Origin of the sequence: Paraburkholderia caledonica NBRC 102488 (genome assembly GCF_000685095.1) — a bacterium.
GTDB classification, from domain to species: Bacteria; Pseudomonadota; Gammaproteobacteria; order Burkholderiales; family Burkholderiaceae; genus Paraburkholderia; species Paraburkholderia caledonica.
This window is the reverse complement of sequence record NZ_BAYE01000005.1, coordinates 324,385-341,265: the sequence shown is the minus strand read 5'-3', so window position 1 is coordinate 341,265 and position 16,881 is coordinate 324,385. Positions and strand designations below refer to the sequence as shown.

Here is a 16,881-nt window from a genome sequence, read left to right as displayed (position 1 = left end):
TTGCATTGCACGACCGTCGATTGCTTCACCGGTTGTTATCGACTCGGGAGCGACCATGCCAGACAAGCACCTTTCCAGTAAGTTTGATGCAGACCTCAACCTTCTTTCATCAAGGCTTCTCGAGATGGGAGGACTTGTGGAGTCACAGATTGCATACGCGCTCGAGGCTCTGAAAGAATTCGATACGGTACTCGTTGACCAGGTCCTCGAGGGTGAACATCGGCTCAATGACATGGAAATCAAAATCGACGAGGAGGTCACCAATATCATTGCTCGTCGACAGCCCGCCGCACGTGACCTGCGATTCCTTATGGCCACTTCGAAGTGCATTACCAACCTGGAGCGTGCGGGCGACGAAGCGCGGAAAATAGTGAAACGTACGCGGCGCATCCAGGCGAACGTCGGAGGTCTAAACGTCAACGCCGCTGAAATCAAGGCTTCCGGCGAAATGGCCTTGCACATCCTGCGCAGAGCGCTGGACGCGTTCGCGCGGATGGATACGGTTGCCGCTGCGAAGATTGTCCGCGATGACGAAGCTATCGATAACGAGTTCAAGGCGTTCGTGCGCAAGCTCGTCACATCCATGACGGAAGACCCTCGAACCATCTCGATTGGACTGGACTACCTGTTCATCGCTAAAGCTATCGAGCGTATCGGCGACCACGCGAAGAACATTGCTGAATATGTGGTCTATGTTGCCAAGGGTGCCGACGTTCGTCACGTCTCCCGAGAACAGCTTGAGCGCGACGCGCTGGGAAGTAGCCAGAACTGAAAAGGGAAATGTGACTACGCGGTCGACTGGTGACTGACATGCATGGAGGCCAATCAGGATAGTTGGTTACGACCCCGCGTTACGCGTTGGAAGTTTTTTCATCAGAGGCAGTTGGCAGCAGGCGGCCTCAGGCAAAGCCCCGGTGAAGTCGGTTGCGTCCAGCACGACGGGCTCGTGTTGCGCGGTCAGCACTTTGCGTTCGGCGATAGCCGATTCGTTTGCTTCCGTCAGCAAATGCCTTCAATAACGCTCCCGCGCTGGCACTCAACTACCTCGGGCAAGGCGCCTTGCTGTTATCGAATCGGGCAGCGGTTTCGAATCCTTTCTTTCTGCAACTTGGCCCTTGGAGCGTCTTTCCGCTGGTAGTGCTCTCGACGATGGCGACCGTTATCGCATCGCAGGCGACAATCTCTGGTGCATTTTCAGTGAACGAACGCCTGTGAGATAGGGGGCGGGCGCACAACATCCGACAATCTCCACCAGCGGCTAACCAGCCGAGACGCGCGGCTCCGAGGGCAGCGGCGACGGTTGGCACGTCGGGGCCTATGATGAAATGACTGACGTTCCGCTGTCGCGGCATGCGCGTCTTTCCCGCCAGCCTGCGGTTGAAGTTGCCACTCCGAGTCACCAGAAGGAGGGGGGCGCCTGAGTTCACTACGATGGTCGCTTGTCGGGGGCCGGATGTCCTGGTGTGAGCCGCCGGTTCTAGCGATGCGCATACAGTGGCAGAAAAGGGTCCTTCGACCGCGGAGCGCCTTCGCTCGTGGGCCGCGAGTCACCGGTTGCAGCGACGGGGGACGGGCATTGCGGGATATCGGAGCGAGGGGTAGTAAGGCTCAACATCTTCGAGATGCTGTCCGCTGCGCGCACGCGCGCCGTCAAGTTGAGGGCTCCGTTGAGCCCAAGCAGCGTATCCGTTGTTTTCAGAATTGAGCTGTGGTCGTACACCGAATGGTCTATGGTGCCAGCAGGAACGAATGGAGAGACGACGATGGCCGGTACGCGTACGCCTAGCCTGTCAAACGCAAAGTTATGGGTTTTCAGGCGGCCATTTTCCGGCGAGCCCGGCGGCACCGCGTTCGGAGGTGTCACATGGTCAAAGAAGCCGCCATGCTCATCGAAGACGATGAGCAGGACACTGCTCGACCATAGTTTGCTGCCACTGATGGCATCGTACACTTGCTTGACTAACGCTTCCCCTTTTCGAACGTCGCCTGCCGGATGCATCGAATTGCCGTTCCTGAAGTCATTCTTTGCATCGTACGTTGGCTCGATAAAGATAAATTTCTCTGTCAATGAATCATCAGCAAGCCGGGCAAGCAGCGTATCCATTCGAACGAAACGACTGAGCAGATTTTGCATCCCGTGAATACCGCGGGCCTGTGCAACGTCGCCTTGCACGATAAGCCAGTCGGAGTCCTGAAGCTTTGAGAAAACGGTCCCATTCGGAAAAGTGAAAAGTGGCGCGTTGAAGAACACCGCTTCAACAACTTGCGCGTCACTCGGAGAATGGTCAAGCCCGGACGAGGTGCCCGCAACGGCAAAGAAACGATTTGGCCACGTTGGTCCCGGCATCGATGCGAACCAGTTATCGCACACACCGTACTGGCGGGCCAGGAAGTTCAGTACGGGGAGCTGGTCCGGTGTGAAGGCGTTGAAAGCGTCGGCTACTACGTCGGAATGGTCCTCGTACGTTGCGGCAAAGCCCATCGTCGAAGGGTCCGTCGCAAAAGGTGGATAGCCGTTCGGACCGACAACGAGGGAGTCGTTACGCACGGTATCTCCGCTGGCAACCTGTAGCCCGCAAAGCTGGACACAGGCGTCGGTAAATTCGTGCCCCGGGTCAAAGCCGAGCGCGTAGGGCGCACCCTTTCCGAGCTGATAAGCCGTCCCTGACCGTCCGAAATTGACTATGGGCGTCGCCGGCAGTCCGTTGGCGATTGTGGTCTCACCTCCCGGTGTGACCCCAGTCAGGTTTGACCACCCAAACACGCTGTCGTAAGAACGATTCTCAAGCATCAGAACGAAAACGTGCTGTATCGCTGCCATAGGTCACCTCAGAATTCTGTTGGCCGTGCTCTCTCATGTCCGCGGCAAGCCAGCACAGAAGGTACTCGGGCCACCACTGTCAGTTCGGCTTCGTGCCAACTACTGTTAGGCGCAAGGCACTGGTTTATTTATATGCTGGGTTCCCGAAAACGCAATGACAACACACACGCTACGCGAGTGACTGCCGCGTAACACGGCGTGATTTCCCGCATTCACCTCCTTGTTGTCCTCAATGACCAACACATGCTGTGGCTTAGGTGCTGCAGCAACGCATGGCTCAGGCAGCGTGGACTCTACAAAATTTTCCGCTCCTTCATAGCGCGGCAAGAACAGTTTGACAGTCGTTCCTTTGCCGGGCTCGCTGTCTATCGTCGCGGTACCCCCAGACTGCTCGCACGCGGCCAATACCTGTGCAAGCCCGAGACCGGTGCCAGCGCCGAGTGCTTTTGTAGTGAAAAGCGGCTCAAACGCGTGCTCCTTCACCGATGCAGGCATCCCCCGTCCGGTATCGGATAACGCTATCAAGACGTACTCTACGGCGGGTATTCCATCTTCCGGTTGTGCTGTTCGGACGTTGGCGCATCGAATCGAGAAGTGCCCACCCTCGGGCAGGGCATCTCTCGCATTGACCGCGATGTTTAGAATTGCCGACTCCAGTTCCGTGATGTCTACCTTAACTAACCATGTATCCGGTGCAACGCGTCGAACTTGCGATTATCCGCCCATCCTGCCGCCGCGCAAGCAACCCGGGTAAGTGACCTTTTTCGCGAGGCAAGTCGCCGACAAAGGCGACACAGCGGGTCATGCGGATCGCAAAGTCAAAGCCGGCTCGCATATCATGACCACATCAAACGGAGGCACCATGTGCTACTCGGCTCAAGTCGTGGCGGACTATCGAAAATTCGTGCGTACCTTTGGCGCAATCATCGACATCCACGAGTTTGCGCGTTTGTTTTTTGAACGAACGGAGGGCATCGGCAAAGCGAAGGTACCCAAAGCCATGGAAGGCGCCTTTGCCGAGCCGCAGGACGAAGCAACGCGTGAGATCAATGCTCTTATAGCGCGCTTCACATCGGCGCAGGTGACCAAGCTGGAACAGGATCTTTTCAAACAGCGCACGCGGCTTGCAGACGCCGAACGCACGCTGCAGACGAAGGTCACGAAAGCCGCAACGGAAAGTCAGCGCATTGCCACCGACAAAATTGCATGGGTCAAGGGAAAACTTGAAGACCTGCAGCGAACCGAACTACAGCCGCGGGACTCGCGCATCTTTCCCGGTAACTACGCGCCGGTTATGGTGATGGAAAGTGGGCAACGGGTCGTCAAACCTATGCGGTATCAATGCCGCATTGCTGGAAAACCTGCGTCGTACGATACGAAGTATCCCGGAACATACAATGCGCGGCGGGACAGTCTTGAAGGTTTCTGGGCTCCATGCTTTGGGTACACGCATGCCGTCCTGCTTGTCGAAGTTTTCTATGAAAACGTCAGCCGGGCGAAGTACGAAGGCACGTTACTGGAAACTCACGAGCGGGATGAGAATGTCGTGCTGGAGTTTCGTCCGGGCAACGGGGAATTGATGCATGTCGCCTGCCTGTGGTCGCGGTGGTCCGCACCGGGCGAGCCGGACCTGCTTTCGTTTGCGGCGATAACAGACGAGCCGCCACCGGAAGTCGCAGCGACCGGTCACGACCGCTGCATCATTCCTATCAAGCCGGAAAACGTAGATGCATGGCTCAACCCAAGCCCGAACAATCTGGAGGCAATGTACGCGATTCTTGATGACAGGGACCGGCCGTACTATGAGCATAGGTTGGCGGCATAGCGGTGACGCGCCCAATTGCTCCAGCTTGGGATCGCCATTAACCAGCCCGGATCGATGCGGCGTCACTTGCGCCAGATGGCTCGAACAACCGGAAGGAGACTTGCATGATACGAAAAATGCTCAATGCGTCGCAGCTTCAGCAGGAGGTCAACCGGCGACTCCATCGGCTGCCGGAAATCGTCGAAGACGGCGTCAAGATTCGCGTGCCGCGACCGCAGTTGCAGGAGGCGGACAAGACAGGCTGCAACTGGACGATGACCAATTTCGGCAACGCGATCGGCTTTGAGCGCGACATCGAGAGCGTGCTAAAAGCCGTGCGCGCCGAATACAACCTTAGTACTGAAGTAAAAGACACGGGCAACCCGTTCGCTGACTAACCGTGAAAGACGCTTAACGCGTCATCGTCAAGCGCGCCGCTTACAAGCCCGCTGATGACAAGGCGCTGGCGCTCGGGTCTCTTCAGTCTACGAGGCTCGACGAGGAAGCCCCGCGCCTTGCCACGGCCAGCTTGCCGCGTGTGAACGGGTCAGTTCTTCAGATCATCCGGCACCTTGCCACCGTTTTCAGCGAGCTTCGTCATCACCTGCTTATGCAGCCAGATGTTCATCGAAGCTGAATCTTCGGTACCGCCTGTGTAGTGCAACTCGGATGCGAGTTCCTTGCGGGCCGCGAGACTGCTGTCGAGTCCAAGCAGCTTCAGCAGATCGACAATGGACGTACGCCAGTTCAATGTTTCGCCGCTGCTTTCCTGCATTTTTATTAGAACTGCTTCGACGTCGACCGTAGGCATAGGGGTGACGGGAGGCTGTGAAGCACCCGCGGCGGCAGTGGAAGGTGTTGCTGGCGTTCCAGCCGGCGCAGTCGCGCTGCCCGGCGCCGCCGTCGCCGCGGCTGCCGGGCCGGCGGTGCCGCCCGAGCCCGTGTTCGCCGGATGATCATGCGGGAAGATCTTGTTGAGGATCGTCGAAAAAATGCTCATTTATCGCTCCTGGTTCGTGCCGGTCACTGCGGCCGGCGTAAGGGGCGCGCAACGCTCGTGCCTGTGCGGCATTCTTTCCGTTACGCCGAAGCGAGCGTCATATCACTCGTCATAATTCTGAACTCCATTGTTGCGATGATTTACATCGACGTCCTAATTAATGACGTCGGTTCGAACGAGACTTTATGAGGAGCCTTCGGCGAGGCACGCTGTTTGCTGAACCTTGTCCACTTAACGGAGACAGGGAGGGTCAAATGGCCGAGTCTACTCAAGCCACCAGTTCGGGTTCCACCGATGCATCGCGCGATGACAGCCTCGCGTCAAGGCAGAATGGCAGCGACGAACTGCGTGCCCGCAGTGCACTGAAACTTTCCGAATTGAAGGACAGGCTTGCCGACGCGCAGGACGTTGTCAAAACGAAATACCGCGTCGTGTCTGAATCGACCGACGATTTCGTCCACGACAGTCCGTGGAAAGCGGTGACGATGGCGTTGATCGGCGGGCTCATCATCGGGATGCTGGCGGCCCGATAACGCGTGTTTCCCGAAATGTGCTCCATGTCACCGCTGTACGACGCGGTGACATGGACATTCACAGGTGTGCTACGGCTTGAGCGCTAGCTCGCGTCAGTGCTCACTCGGCCGGATGGCGGGGTCTTCCTCGACGACTTCCCGGGTCGCCGACCAGTACGGCTGCCGGTTGTAGTAGCTATAGGTCGATTCGCCCCAGGTCGAGTCGGCCATTGCCGGCCAGTGGTCCGGGTCGAAGCCCGGGTCGTCCTTCAGACGTTGCGCCGTGATGTCGACGAAGAAGCACTTCTGGTCGGTATCGAGAGTCAGCGCACTCCAGGGAATGGCGTGCAGATTCGCTCCCATACCAAGGAACCCGCCTTCGGATAGCACCGCGTACGCGATGCGTCCATTACGGACGTCCAGCATGATGTCGGAAATCTTGCCGACATGCTCACCATCCGACGACATCACCTTCGTGCCGTCGAGCGTGGCCGCAGCCATGACGTCGGGCCCTGGACCTTCGCCGATACCGCCGCCGACAATTTTCGCTCCGCCGCCAAGGGCGCCTTGCGGATTGATTGAGCCCATCTTTCACCTCCGTATGGAAAGGGTGCGCTTTGAAACGCGCAATCGCTGTGCCCACTACGGGCCGCGTCAACTGCGGCGCAACGGCAATGCGAGAGCCATAAAGGGACGAAAGAAACGAGGTAGTGGGCCCCGGCGAGCGTTGCTTAACGCGACAGCAGCGTAACCGTGGCAATGCCGAGAATCGTCATGACGAGCGACGCGCCCACATGTATCGCGATTTCGCCGGCGGCCCAGCCGAGGCGGCCGTCCTGCAGGTGCTGCACGACTTCGGCCGAAAAGGTCGAGAAGGTGGACAGTCCGCCCATCATTCCGGTGATGACGAAAAGCCGCCACTCGGGCGCAATCTGCGGCGCGCGCGCGAAGCCCGCGACGGCCACGCCGATTATGTAGCCGGCGATCACATTCGCCGCGAAGGTGCCGAGCGGCAACGACGGAAAGAGCGCATTCAGACGCAGACCGAGAAACCAGCGCAATAACGAGCCAAGTGCGCCGCCGACGGCGACCGCGAGTATCGACCAATACATGAGAGTGCCAGGCGAAACGTGGGTGTCAACAAACCGGGCGGAGGGGACGCAATGTCGCGTTGGCTCTGTTCCGGGGAAGCAGGCGTCGTTCGGACGGGAACATGAGCGGACATGCCATGCCGAGCGCATGGCAACCCTTTCGAGTGTTCAGCCTGCAGCGCGCAAGTCTAACATTCGCTATTCCATGGGGACAGGTCGCACGAGCCGGCCCGGCGCGGCCAGCGCATGCCATCAGCCCAGGCTTTCGCGCTCCGGCGTAGCAGAGATTTTGTGGATCGACAGGTCAGCGCCGTTGTACTCGTCCTCCTGATCGAGGCGCAGGCCCACCGTCAGGCGGATGGCGCCATAGACGAGCGTGCCGCCGAGCGAAGCCACGACGATACCGCCCAGCGTGCCGATCACCTGTGCGCCGAACGAGACGCCGCCCAGGCCGCCGAGCGCGCGCAAGCCGAAGATGCCTGCCGCGATGCCGCCCCACGCGCCGCACAGACCGTGTAGCGGCCAGACGCCGAGCACGTCGTCGATGCGCCAGCGGTTCTGCACGCACGTGAACATATAGACGAACAGCGCGCCGGCGATGCCGCCCGTGACGAGCGCGCCGAGCGGATGCATCAGGTCCGAGCCGGCGCACACGGCGACCAGCCCGGCGAGCGGCCCGTTGTAGGTGAAGCCGGGGTCGTTGCGTCCCGCGAGCCAGGCGGTCAACGTGCCGCCGACCATCGCCATCAACGAATTGACGGCGACGAGGCCGCTGATCTTGTCGACCGTTTGCGCGCTCATCACGTTAAAGCCGAACCAGCCGACCGCGAGCACCCACGCGCCGAGCGCGAGAAACGGAATATTCGATGGCGGATGCGCGGCAATACCGCCATCGCGGTGATAGCGGCCGTGGCGCGCACCGAGCAGCAACACCGCGGGCAGCGCGACCCAGCCGCCAAACGCGTGAACGACGACCGACCCCGCGAAGTCATGGAACGGCGCACCGAACGTCTGACTGATCCAGTTCTGTACGCCGAAGCGCTCGTTCCAGGCGATCCCCTCGAAGAACGGATAGACGAAGCCGACCAGAACAAAAGTCGCGAAGAGTTGCGGATTGAATTTCGAGCGCTCGGCGATGCCGCCGGAGACGATCGCCGGAATGGCGGCGGCGAACGTCAACAGGAAGAAGAAGCGCACCAGCGCGTAGCCGTTGTGAGCCGCGAGCGATTCGGCGTTGCCGAAGAACTGCGCGCCGTAGGCGATCGTATAACCGATGAAAAAATAGGCGATCGTCGAGACGGAAAAGTCCACCAGAATCTTTACGAGCGCGTTGACCTGGTTTTTCTTGCGCACCGTGCCCAGTTCAAGGAACGCAAATCCTGCGTGCATCGCGAGCACCATCGCGGCTCCGAGCAGGAGAAAGAGGGTATCGGTCCCGGATTTGAAGCTTTCCATCGATTGTTTCCGCTTGTGCCAAAAAGCCGCGCAAGAATGCAAGAAGCGGGCCAAAACGGTGCTGTGAAGCGCTGTGCCGGTGCAGTGAGCACTGCGAGGGAGCTGCACGCGCGCGACTGTGCGTCTGCTTGTCGAGTTGCGCACCTCTGACGCACATCGAAAGCACAATAAATGTGCGTATGCGTCCCGTTTTGGTAACGCATGAACCAAGTTGGTTCGCAATTTTTCGTCTTGCTTACGGATGCTGCCGAATGCCCGGGAGCCCCGTCGGCGCCCGTACCGGCTCCCGATTGATTTAGCAGGTGACACTCAGCCAGTGGTGCGTCGCTTTGTTTCGTAAGCAAACGCCGACATAATGTGCCGTACCGCGCACAATCTGCCGGCCCACCCTTCAACGCGTGCGCATGCGACTTACCACTAAAGGCCTGCTGCTGATTGCGATTCCTGCTGTCTTCGAACTGGCCCTTCTGTCCGGCCTAGTCATGGCGCAGTCGGACGCGGCCGAAGCCGAGCGCAGGGCCGCTCACGGCCAGGAGGTGATGCGCCAGACCACGGCGATCCTGGAACCGGTACTAGGCGAGTCCGTCGCGTTGCGCGGCGCAGTGCTCGCCGCCGACAACCGCTTCGTGACGCCGCTGTCCGTATGGGTCGACGTCGATCGACGCATAGATCAACTCGCCGAACTTGTATCGGACAATCCGGCGCAGGTCGAACGCGTGGTCCAGGTGCGTCAGGCAGTGCAGGTCTATCGGCAATGGTCCGATCGCTCGCAGGACATGTTGCATTCGGGGCGCCGTAGAGACCTTGTCAGCCGGTTCAGCGAGCTGGCTCAGGCGGACGTGCTCGATCGTTTTCGCCAGCAACTGGCCGCCTTTCAGGCGGAAGAGCGGCGTCTGGAGGCGCAGCGTGCGAGCGACGCCGATGCCGCCCGCGAGCGGCAGCAGACGCTCGTGGTCGCGGCGGTGTTCGGTTCGTTACTGTTCGTGGCGCTCGCCGTGTGGCTTTTCACGCGCGGGGTGCGCGGACGGCTTGCGCTTCTCTCCGACAACGCCGGGCGCCTTGCAGGCAACGAGCCGCTCGCGCCCATCGAGCCGGGTCACGATGAAATCGCGCGCCTCGATCTGACGCTGCATGAGACTAGCCGGCGTCTGCTGGAAGCGGAGCGAATTCAGGCGCGCTTTCAGGCGGACCTTGCGCGCCGTGCGGACGAACTGTCGCGCATCAACGAAAGTTTGCGGCAGCAGACGCAGGAAAACGAGATGTTCATTTACAGCGTGTCGCATGACCTGCGCGTGCCGCTTGTTAATCTGCAAGGCTTTTCGAAGGAACTGATCCGCGCTTGCGAGGAACTGCGAGCGGCGGTTAGCGACTCGTCGCTCCCGGCGCAGATCCGGCAGCGCATCGAACGGATAGTCGATGAGGATATCGGGGAAGCGCTCCACTATTTGCAGACGGCGGTGCTGCGCGCGTCGCACATCATCGACGCGTTGTTGCGGCTCTCTCGCATTGGCCGCGTCGAATACCGGCATCAGAAAGTCGAAGTGTGCGATATCGTGCAGCGCGTGATCGACGCGATGCAAGGCTCGATTCGCGCTCGCAACGCGCAAGTGCATGTAGGCGAACTGCCGGCTGTGTGGGGCGACCCGACCGCGCTCGAACAGGTGTTCGCCAATCTGATCGGGAATGCGGTGAATTATCTCGATCCGTCGCGCGAAGGCCGCATAGAGATCGGTACGACGCCTGCGCCGCCCGGCGTGCAATCGCTGCGAATCTTTTACGTGCGCGACAACGGGCTGGGCATTCCGGCGATCGCGCTGCCCCGGCTATTCAACGCTTTTCAAAGATTGCACGGCACGGCGGTGGCGGGAGAGGGCATCGGCCTCGCGCTCGTGCGGCGCGTCGTGGAGCGGCATGGCGGACGCGTGTGGGCGGAGTCGACGGAAGGGGTGGGCACGACGTTCTACCTGTCGCTGCCCGAAGCCGGTGCACGGTCGGCATTGGCGGCTGCCGAAGTCCGTGCCGGCGCGCTCGCCGCGAACGATCAGGCGATGGCCGATGAACAGGGGAATCAGCGGATGGGGCGTTGAGGCGGGCTGGCAGGTTTCGTCGTAAAGCCTGCAGCCCATGAGCGCGGCGTACGGGGTACGGCGTGCGGCGCCATTTAAACGCCGTCGCCGGTTAGCAGGAGATAAACAGACGGCGCGGCTTCAGGAGCCGCCGGCCGCGCACCGACCAGTAGCAGCCGCACGCAAGCAGAATAGCGACGACGGCGAGCACTTCCTGAAACGTTGGACGCAGCCCGAGCAAACCGTCGAGCGCGAACACACAGCGCGCCACGATCAGCAAAGCTGCCCAGACGGAGCAGGCAGCTAGCACCAGCATCCGCGTTCCCGCGAGGCGCCGCGCGCGGTTCTCTCGCGACCAGCCAGCCGGCGTGTGCGCGCAGCGAAAAGCAATCGTCATCAGCGTGATGGCGAGAATCACGATCCAGTCGGTCAGTTCCATCGAAGAGCGCTCCCAAGTCAGCCCTTGACTATAGGAAGGCCCTCCAACGCGAACTATAGGACGACTCTCAAATGCCGCGCTTGCCGCCAACAGCGGCGCGGCGCTTGAACTGACTCAAAGCTCGATACGCGTGCCCAGCAGAACCAGGAACTGACGAAGCCATTCGGGATGAGCAGGCCACGCGGGAGCGGTCACGAAGTTGGCGTCGGTGATGGCGGCGTCGACCGGAATGTCGGCGAACTCGCCGCCAGCGAGTTTGACCTCGGGCGCGCAGGCCGGGTAAGCGGAAATGCGCTTGCCGCGGATGACGTCGGCGGCTGCCAGCAGTTGGGCGGCGTGACAGATGGCGGCGATCGGTTTGCCGGCTTCCGCGAACTGCCGCACGAGCTCGATCACTTTGGGATTGAGCCGCAGATACTCGGGTGCGCGCCCGCCGGCGATAGCGAGTGCATCGTATTGGCGCGGATCGACATCTTCGAACGACGCGTTCAGCGCAAACAGATGGCCCGGCTTTTCCGTGTACGTCTGATCGCCTTCGAAATCGTGAATCGCGGTCTTGATCCGATCGCCTGCTTTCTTGCCGGGGCACACGGCGTCGACTACATGGCCGACCGCCTGCAGTGCCTGGAACGGCACCATCGTCTCGTAATCCTCGGCGAAATCGCCGGTGATAAACAGAATTTTCTTTGCCGCCATCGTATGCCTCCGATTGATCAATGGAACACAGCTAACCCTGGACGGACCTTGATCGCCCGCAGCCAGTCTACCGCACAACGTTTGACAGAACGGCGACTGCCGCGGCCGGCCGCTGCGTCGATCCGTCCTGCATGAACTGCTTGCGCGGCGCTTCGCGGCAACGGCGTATGATGGGCGCGTTTTCGTCAGCTAAGCCGCCTCGGGCGGTTCAAAATTCACATGACTTCATCTTTCCGTTCTCCGTTGCTGCGCCGTGCCGCCGTGGTCCTCTTCGTATTCGGCGGTCTCGCGGCTTGCCAGAAGAACGATGCGTCGGCGGGGCAGGTGGCCGGCAAGCTCAACGACGCGGCGCAGGCCGCCGGCCAGAAGCTCGATCAGGCTGCGAGCTACGTCGGCCAGAAGGTCGACGAGACGAAATCCGCCGCGCAGCAGAACCTCGAATCGGCCTCGGCGCCGACGGTCACCATCGACCCCAATGCGCTCGCTTCGAGCGCGCAAGCCAATCTGCAAAACGCGGCAAGTACAGCCAATCTGCAGCTTGGCAAAGCGGCGTCGCTGACGGGCCAGAGTTTGGAGAACGCCGGGCGCAAGCTGCAGGAATGGTCGGCGCAGAGCACGGCTTCGTCGACGAACGCCGCTGCTTCGTCGCCCGGTTCGAACTACGGCGGCGACGCGCAAAAGCAGATGGACAAGTGAGATGCGCCTGAGCCCGCTGAACCGCGTGTCCCCGCTCGGGCGCGGTAACCATGCGTCCAGCAGCGCGTTTGACAGCGTCCATAAATGTAATTACCATGGTTACACATTGTCGTCGCAGGACGGGTTGTTGTGAACACGAGTAGCCGGTTTGCATTTGCTGTGCATGTGCTCGCGTTGCTGTCGCTACAGGAGGGCGCGCCGCTTTCGTCAGAAATGATCGCGGGCAGCGTGAATACGAATCCCGCGCTCATCCGGCGGCTTCTGACTATGCTTGCCGAGGCGGGCCTCACCACGTCGCAACTCGGTGCGGGCGGCGGCGCGCTGCTGGCTCGCGCGCCCGAGCAGATTTCCTTGCTCGACGTGTACCGCGCGGTGGACGACGCGCAGCTGTTCGCGCTTCACCGCGAGGAGCCGAATCCGGCCTGCATGGTGGGGCGCAATATTCAGGTCGTGCTGCGTGGAATCATCGACGAAGCGCAGCAGGCCATGGAGGCGTCGCTCGCGCAACGAACGCTGGCCGATGCGACAGCAGACCTGTTGCGTGCCGAGCGCACGAGGGAGCGCAAGCGTCGACCGCCTGCGTGATGCGGGCGCTTTCTGCTGCGGCGCGCGTCGATTCGCAATGAATGTTTCGCAATGATTGTTTCGCAGGAACCCCGGGGCCCAAGCCCCTGTTTTTTTCGATGTATATGTAATCAAGTCAGTTACATATGAACCATGACAGGAGCAGTTGAAATGAGCAAACAGTTGAAGATCGCGTTGTTTGGCGCCACCGGCATGATCGGTTCGCGGATCGCGGCGGAAGCAGCGCGTCGCGGGCATCAGGTGACGGCGCTCGCGCGCAACCCGGCGCGCGTGCCGGCCGGCGTGCCGAATCTGAAAGCGGCACAAGCCGATCTGCTCGACGCGGCGAGCGTAGGCGCGGCGGTGCGCGGTCACGACGTAGTGGCGAGCGCGTATGCGCCGCCGCAAGCCGACGTCGGCTTGCTGGACAAGGCGAGCCGTGCGCTCGTCGAAGGTGTGCGCGCGGCGGGGCTCAAGCGCCTGGTCGTGGTGGGCGGCGCAGGCTCGCTCGAAGTCGCTCCAGGCAAGCAACTCGTCGACACCGAGGGTTTCCCGGACGCCTATAAGGCCGTCGCGCTGGCTCACCGCGAGGTGTTGAGCTATTACCGCAGCGTCGCGGATCTCGACTGGACGTTCTTCTCGCCGGCCGCGATCATCGCTCCTGGCGAGCGCTCCGGCACGTTCCGCACCGGCACCGACTCGCTGATTGCCGACGCGCAGGGCAACAGCCGGATTTCCGCCGAGGATTACGCAATCGCGTTCGTCGACGAACTGGAGCAGGGCCGTTTCGTCCGCCAGATTGCAACTGTCGCTTATTGAGCGTGGGCGTGCGTTCGTTGCGCGGCACCGCGGCACATCGGGCACGCCGCACAGCCGACGATAGCCGGTCAGGCGCCGCCGGCAACGACCGCAACGCGCGTTAGCCCGACCGGCGCCGCGCACGCTGCGCGCAAGAACTCGTGCAAGCGTCCTAACAATCGGTTACGCATGTCCGGTTGCAGGCGGGCAAACTGGGGCTACACTGGCGTCTCCCGTTTTCTCACGGATTGCCATGCAGTCATGCCCGTCGCGGCGTGAGTCTGAGGCTGCGCCGTCAAACGGCGGGCTTTTCCCGATTCACGCTGCATTTCCCCGTCTTTTTGCCCGGATCGGATTCCTGATCCGTCGCGGCGCGTGCCCGCCCGGCACGAGCCGGCTTAGCGTATGGCCGGTCGCGATCTTCGTCGCGCTCTTTCTTTGGACCGCGTGGTTCCCCACCAACGCGCAGGCAGCCGACGCGACCACCGGCACGCCCGTCATCCCGGCGTTGCAAAGCCTGATCAACAGCGCGACCGTGGCGCCCGCTTCGGCGGCGTCCGCCGCGTCGGCTGCGGACGCCGCTTCGGCGCCGTCGCCCGCTAGCCAGGCGGAGATCGCGCGTTCGCTCGACAGCGTGATCGCCACGCTCGACAACGACCGGCAGCGCAGCGCGCTCGTCGCCCAGTTGAAGAAGCTGCGCGACGTCTCCCGAACCGTCGGCCCGCTCGCGCCCGCGCCGGCGCAGCAGAGCCCTGGTCTGCTCGGCGCGATTGCGTCGGGCATCGCGTCGTTCGAATCGGACGTGCATGAAGGCCGCACGCCCGTGCGCTACTGGGGCGGGCGCTTCAACGCGGCCGGCAACGAGCTCTACACGATCATCTCGGGCCAGGGCCACGAAAGCCTCGGCCGAATCCTCTTTTCGATGTTCGCGATGCTGGCCGGCTGGGGCGCATGCGCAGCCGCGCTGATTTATCTGCAGCACAGGCTCTATCGGCGACTTGGCATCGTAATCGGCCTCAATCCGAATCCCACTACGCGGGAGTTGCTGATCTTCGCGTTGCGGCGCGTCGGGCCGTGGGTCATCGCGTTCGTCGCCGCGCTGCTGTTCGTGCGCGCGATGCCCGATGCGCTCGGGCGCACGCTCGGTATGGTCGTCGCGTATGCGATTGTCGCGGGTGCCGTGTTTTCGGCGATCTGTCTGATCATGTTTTCGCTGTTCGGCTCGGGACACCGGCGAACCGCGGTACGTTTGCTGATCGATCATGCGCGGCGCCTGCTGTTTGCGGTCGGCGTCTGCGGCGCGCTCGGCGATGCGGCCGTCAATTACGACGTCGCGCATCAGATGGGCTCGAATCTGGCCGCACTGGTTTCGACCGCCGCCAACATGACGGCCGCCGTGCTGACCGGCTATTTCGCGCTCGCGTTTCGCCGGCCGGTCGCTCATCTGATCCGCAACCGGCCTTACGACCAACGCAACGATCATAAAGCGGCGACCGATGCTTTCGACGTGCTCGCCGCGCTCTGGCACGTGCCTGTTCTCGTGCTGGCGGCAGCCTCGGTGGTCGCCACGCTCGGCGGCTCCGGTTCGAGCGAGAACGTGCTGCAAATCTCGGTGGTGACCGCACTGCTGCTGGTGCTGGCGTTTTTCCTTTCGGCCATCGTTTTACGGATGACGCGTCCACGCAGCGCGCGCGCGCGGCGGCGCTCTCCGTATCTGACGCGGTTGCTGCGTTTTTGCGGCACTTTGCTGACGCTTTTCATCTGGCTGTTTTTCTTCGAGCTGGCGGCCCGATTGTGGGGCGTTTCGCTTGCGGCGGTCGTCGAGGAAAACGTGGCCGCGCGCGGTATCGCGCATGCGGTGACGGCGATCGTGGCCACCGTGTTCATTGCGTGGCTGCTGTGGATTCTCGTCGACACCGCGATCACCGAGGCGCTTAACCCCGGCAGTACGCGCAACAAGTCGCGCGGTCCGAGCATGCGGGCTCGAACGATGTTGCCGCTCGTGCGCAATGTGCTGCTCGTCAGCATCATGACGATAGCGGGCATCGTTACGGCGGCGAATCTCGGCATCAACGTGACGCCGCTGCTCGCGGGCGCCGGAGTGATCGGCCTTGCGATCGGTTTCGGCGCGCAGTCGCTCGTGACCGACCTGATTACGGGGCTTTTCATCATCATCGAAGATACGATTTCGGTGGGCGACTGGATCGACGTGGACGGCGGTCATGCAGGCACGGTCGAGCATTTGTCCATCCGCACCGTGCGGTTACGCGACGGCCAGGGCGCGATCCACGCAATTCCGTTTTCGCAGATCAAGATCGTCAAGAACCTGTCGCGCGACTTTGCCTACGCAGTGTTCGAAGTGCGGATGTCGTTCTCGACCGACGTCGATGAAATCACTCAATTGATTCGCGAAGTCGGTGCCGATCTGATGGCCGACTTCCGTTACCGTCGCGAGATGCTGGGGCCGATCGAGGTGTGGGGGCTCGACCGTTTCGACCCGAACTGGATGGTCGTCAAAGGGCAGATCAAGACGCGGCCGCTGCAGCAATGGAGCGTGGCGCGCGCGTTCAATCTGCGGCTCAAGCGCAAGATGGACGAGGCCGGCATTGAGATCCCGGTGCCGCAGATGCGCGTGTTCACGTCGTCGAAAGACAGCGAGGGGCAGCCTTTGCATGACGAAGACGTGCTCGGGGTCGCGCCGCATGAGCATGCGGATGCACACTCGCCTGCCCGCGCTGATGCCCACGCGGAAGGACGTGCGCGTCAGCACGAGCATGCAGTCGGGCATCAGGAGAAAGCGCCGCCGATACGCGGCGCGCATCCGGCTGTCGTCGCAGCGCGCGATGTGTCGCATGAGCCACGGCCGGCGCCGCCGCCGACGGGACAGACCGCGCCAATTCCGCCGCAGATTCCCACGGCGGGCGAGGGCAAGGCTTGAT

17 protein-coding genes and 1 pseudogene are annotated in these 16,881 nt (G+C 61.7%); 10 read left to right on the top strand and 8 right to left on the bottom strand.

Annotation, left to right across the window (positions count from 1 at the left end):
* Positions 1 to 55: 55 nt before the first annotated feature.
* Positions 56 to 772, top strand: coding sequence for a phosphate signaling complex protein PhoU (phoU, locus tag BCA01S_RS13305; RefSeq protein ID WP_027777306.1), 717 nt, complete (start codon positions 56 to 58; stop codon positions 770 to 772).
* Between the two features lie 251 nt (positions 773 to 1,023).
* Positions 1,024 to 1,209, top strand: a pseudogene (locus BCA01S_RS37100) (KUP/HAK/KT family potassium transporter); the annotation flags it as partial.
* Between the two features lie 268 nt (positions 1,210 to 1,477).
* On the opposite strand, the gene BCA01S_RS34840 reads toward BCA01S_RS37100, so the two are convergent.
* Together BCA01S_RS34840 and BCA01S_RS37095 are read right to left on the bottom strand one after the other, a co-directional pair.
* Positions 1,478 to 2,821, bottom strand: coding sequence for an alkaline phosphatase family protein (locus tag BCA01S_RS34840; RefSeq protein WP_042318548.1), 1,344 nt, complete (start codon positions 2,819 to 2,821; stop codon positions 1,478 to 1,480).
* 105 nt (positions 2,822 to 2,926) lie between these two features.
* Positions 2,927 to 3,478 (bottom strand): ATP-binding protein, encoded by a 552-nt coding sequence (locus BCA01S_RS37095; protein WP_255218473.1) that lies wholly within the window; start codon positions 3,476 to 3,478, stop codon positions 2,927 to 2,929.
* Positions 3,479 to 3,683: 205 nt separating this feature from the next.
* Between BCA01S_RS37095 and BCA01S_RS13290 the strand changes: the two genes are divergently transcribed.
* On the top strand, positions 3,684 to 4,646 hold the full coding sequence (locus BCA01S_RS13290) for an SOS response-associated peptidase family protein (protein ID WP_027777305.1): 963 nt from the start codon (positions 3,684 to 3,686) through the stop codon (positions 4,644 to 4,646).
* A 104-nt stretch (positions 4,647 to 4,750) separates the two neighbouring features.
* Positions 4,751 to 5,023 carry a hypothetical protein gene (locus BCA01S_RS13285; protein WP_027777304.1) on the top strand — a complete coding sequence of 91 codons (273 nt, stop codon included), beginning with the start codon at positions 4,751 to 4,753 and terminating at the stop codon, positions 5,021 to 5,023.
* A 149-nt stretch (positions 5,024 to 5,172) separates the two neighbouring features.
* On the opposite strand, the gene BCA01S_RS13280 is transcribed toward BCA01S_RS13285, so the two are convergent.
* Entirely contained in the window at positions 5,173 to 5,625 is a 453-nt protein-coding gene (locus BCA01S_RS13280; RefSeq protein WP_027777303.1) for a DUF3597 domain-containing protein, read from the bottom strand.
* A 254-nt stretch (positions 5,626 to 5,879) separates the two neighbouring features.
* Here BCA01S_RS13280 and BCA01S_RS13275 point away from each other — a divergent pair, with 254 nt between their 5' ends.
* Positions 5,880 to 6,158 carry an ElaB/YgaM/YqjD family protein gene (locus tag BCA01S_RS13275; RefSeq protein ID WP_027777302.1) on the top strand — a complete coding sequence of 93 codons (279 nt, stop codon included), beginning with the start codon at positions 5,880 to 5,882 and terminating at the stop codon, positions 6,156 to 6,158.
* A gap of 93 nt (positions 6,159 to 6,251) precedes the next feature.
* Here BCA01S_RS13275 and BCA01S_RS13270 read toward each other — a convergent pair whose 3' ends face one another.
* From BCA01S_RS13270 to BCA01S_RS13260, 3 genes are all read right to left on the bottom strand, one after another.
* Positions 6,252 to 6,725 (bottom strand): PRC-barrel domain-containing protein, encoded by a 474-nt coding sequence (locus BCA01S_RS13270; protein ID WP_027777301.1) that lies wholly within the window; start codon positions 6,723 to 6,725, stop codon positions 6,252 to 6,254.
* Between the two features lie 143 nt (positions 6,726 to 6,868).
* Complete coding sequence (gene crcB, locus BCA01S_RS13265) at positions 6,869 to 7,249, bottom strand: fluoride efflux transporter CrcB (protein ID WP_027777300.1); 381 nt, start codon at positions 7,247 to 7,249, stop codon at positions 6,869 to 6,871.
* 231 nt (positions 7,250 to 7,480) lie between these two features.
* A complete protein-coding gene (locus BCA01S_RS13260) occupies positions 7,481 to 8,683 on the bottom strand; it encodes an ammonium transporter (protein WP_027777299.1) in 1,203 nt (400 codons plus the stop codon).
* A 404-nt stretch (positions 8,684 to 9,087) separates the two neighbouring features.
* Between BCA01S_RS13260 and BCA01S_RS13255 the strand changes: the two genes are divergently transcribed.
* Positions 9,088 to 10,770, top strand: a complete 1,683-nt coding sequence (locus BCA01S_RS13255) for a sensor histidine kinase (RefSeq protein WP_027777298.1) — start codon at positions 9,088 to 9,090, stop codon at positions 10,768 to 10,770.
* Positions 10,771 to 10,861: 91 nt separating this feature from the next.
* Here the strand turns inward: BCA01S_RS13255 and BCA01S_RS13250 are convergent, their stop codons facing one another.
* Entirely contained in the window at positions 10,862 to 11,188 is a 327-nt protein-coding gene (locus BCA01S_RS13250) for a hypothetical protein (RefSeq protein ID WP_027777297.1), read from the bottom strand.
* A gap of 114 nt (positions 11,189 to 11,302) precedes the next feature.
* On the bottom strand, positions 11,303 to 11,884 hold the full coding sequence (locus tag BCA01S_RS13245; RefSeq protein WP_027777296.1) for a DJ-1/PfpI family protein: 582 nt from the start codon (positions 11,882 to 11,884) through the stop codon (positions 11,303 to 11,305).
* 219 nt (positions 11,885 to 12,103) lie between these two features.
* Between BCA01S_RS13245 and BCA01S_RS13240 the strand changes: the two genes are divergently transcribed.
* The 4 genes from BCA01S_RS13240 to BCA01S_RS13220 all read left to right on the top strand — a co-directional run bounded on the left by BCA01S_RS13240 (position 12,104) and on the right by BCA01S_RS13220 (position 16,880).
* Entirely contained in the window at positions 12,104 to 12,580 is a 477-nt protein-coding gene (locus tag BCA01S_RS13240) for a BCAL1086 family glycoprotein (protein ID WP_027777295.1), read from the top strand.
* Between the two features lie 129 nt (positions 12,581 to 12,709).
* Positions 12,710 to 13,165 carry an Rrf2 family transcriptional regulator gene (locus tag BCA01S_RS13235; protein WP_020070091.1) on the top strand — a complete coding sequence of 152 codons (456 nt, stop codon included), beginning with the start codon at positions 12,710 to 12,712 and terminating at the stop codon, positions 13,163 to 13,165.
* 150 nt (positions 13,166 to 13,315) lie between these two features.
* Positions 13,316 to 13,963: an NAD(P)-dependent oxidoreductase gene (locus tag BCA01S_RS13230; RefSeq protein WP_027777294.1), complete on the top strand. Its 648-nt coding sequence runs from the start codon at positions 13,316 to 13,318 to the stop codon at positions 13,961 to 13,963.
* Between the two features lie 232 nt (positions 13,964 to 14,195).
* Positions 14,196 to 16,880: a mechanosensitive ion channel family protein gene (locus tag BCA01S_RS13220; protein ID WP_027777293.1), complete on the top strand. Its 2,685-nt coding sequence runs from the start codon at positions 14,196 to 14,198 to the stop codon at positions 16,878 to 16,880.
* The last annotated feature ends 1 nt before the right edge of the window (position 16,881 follow it).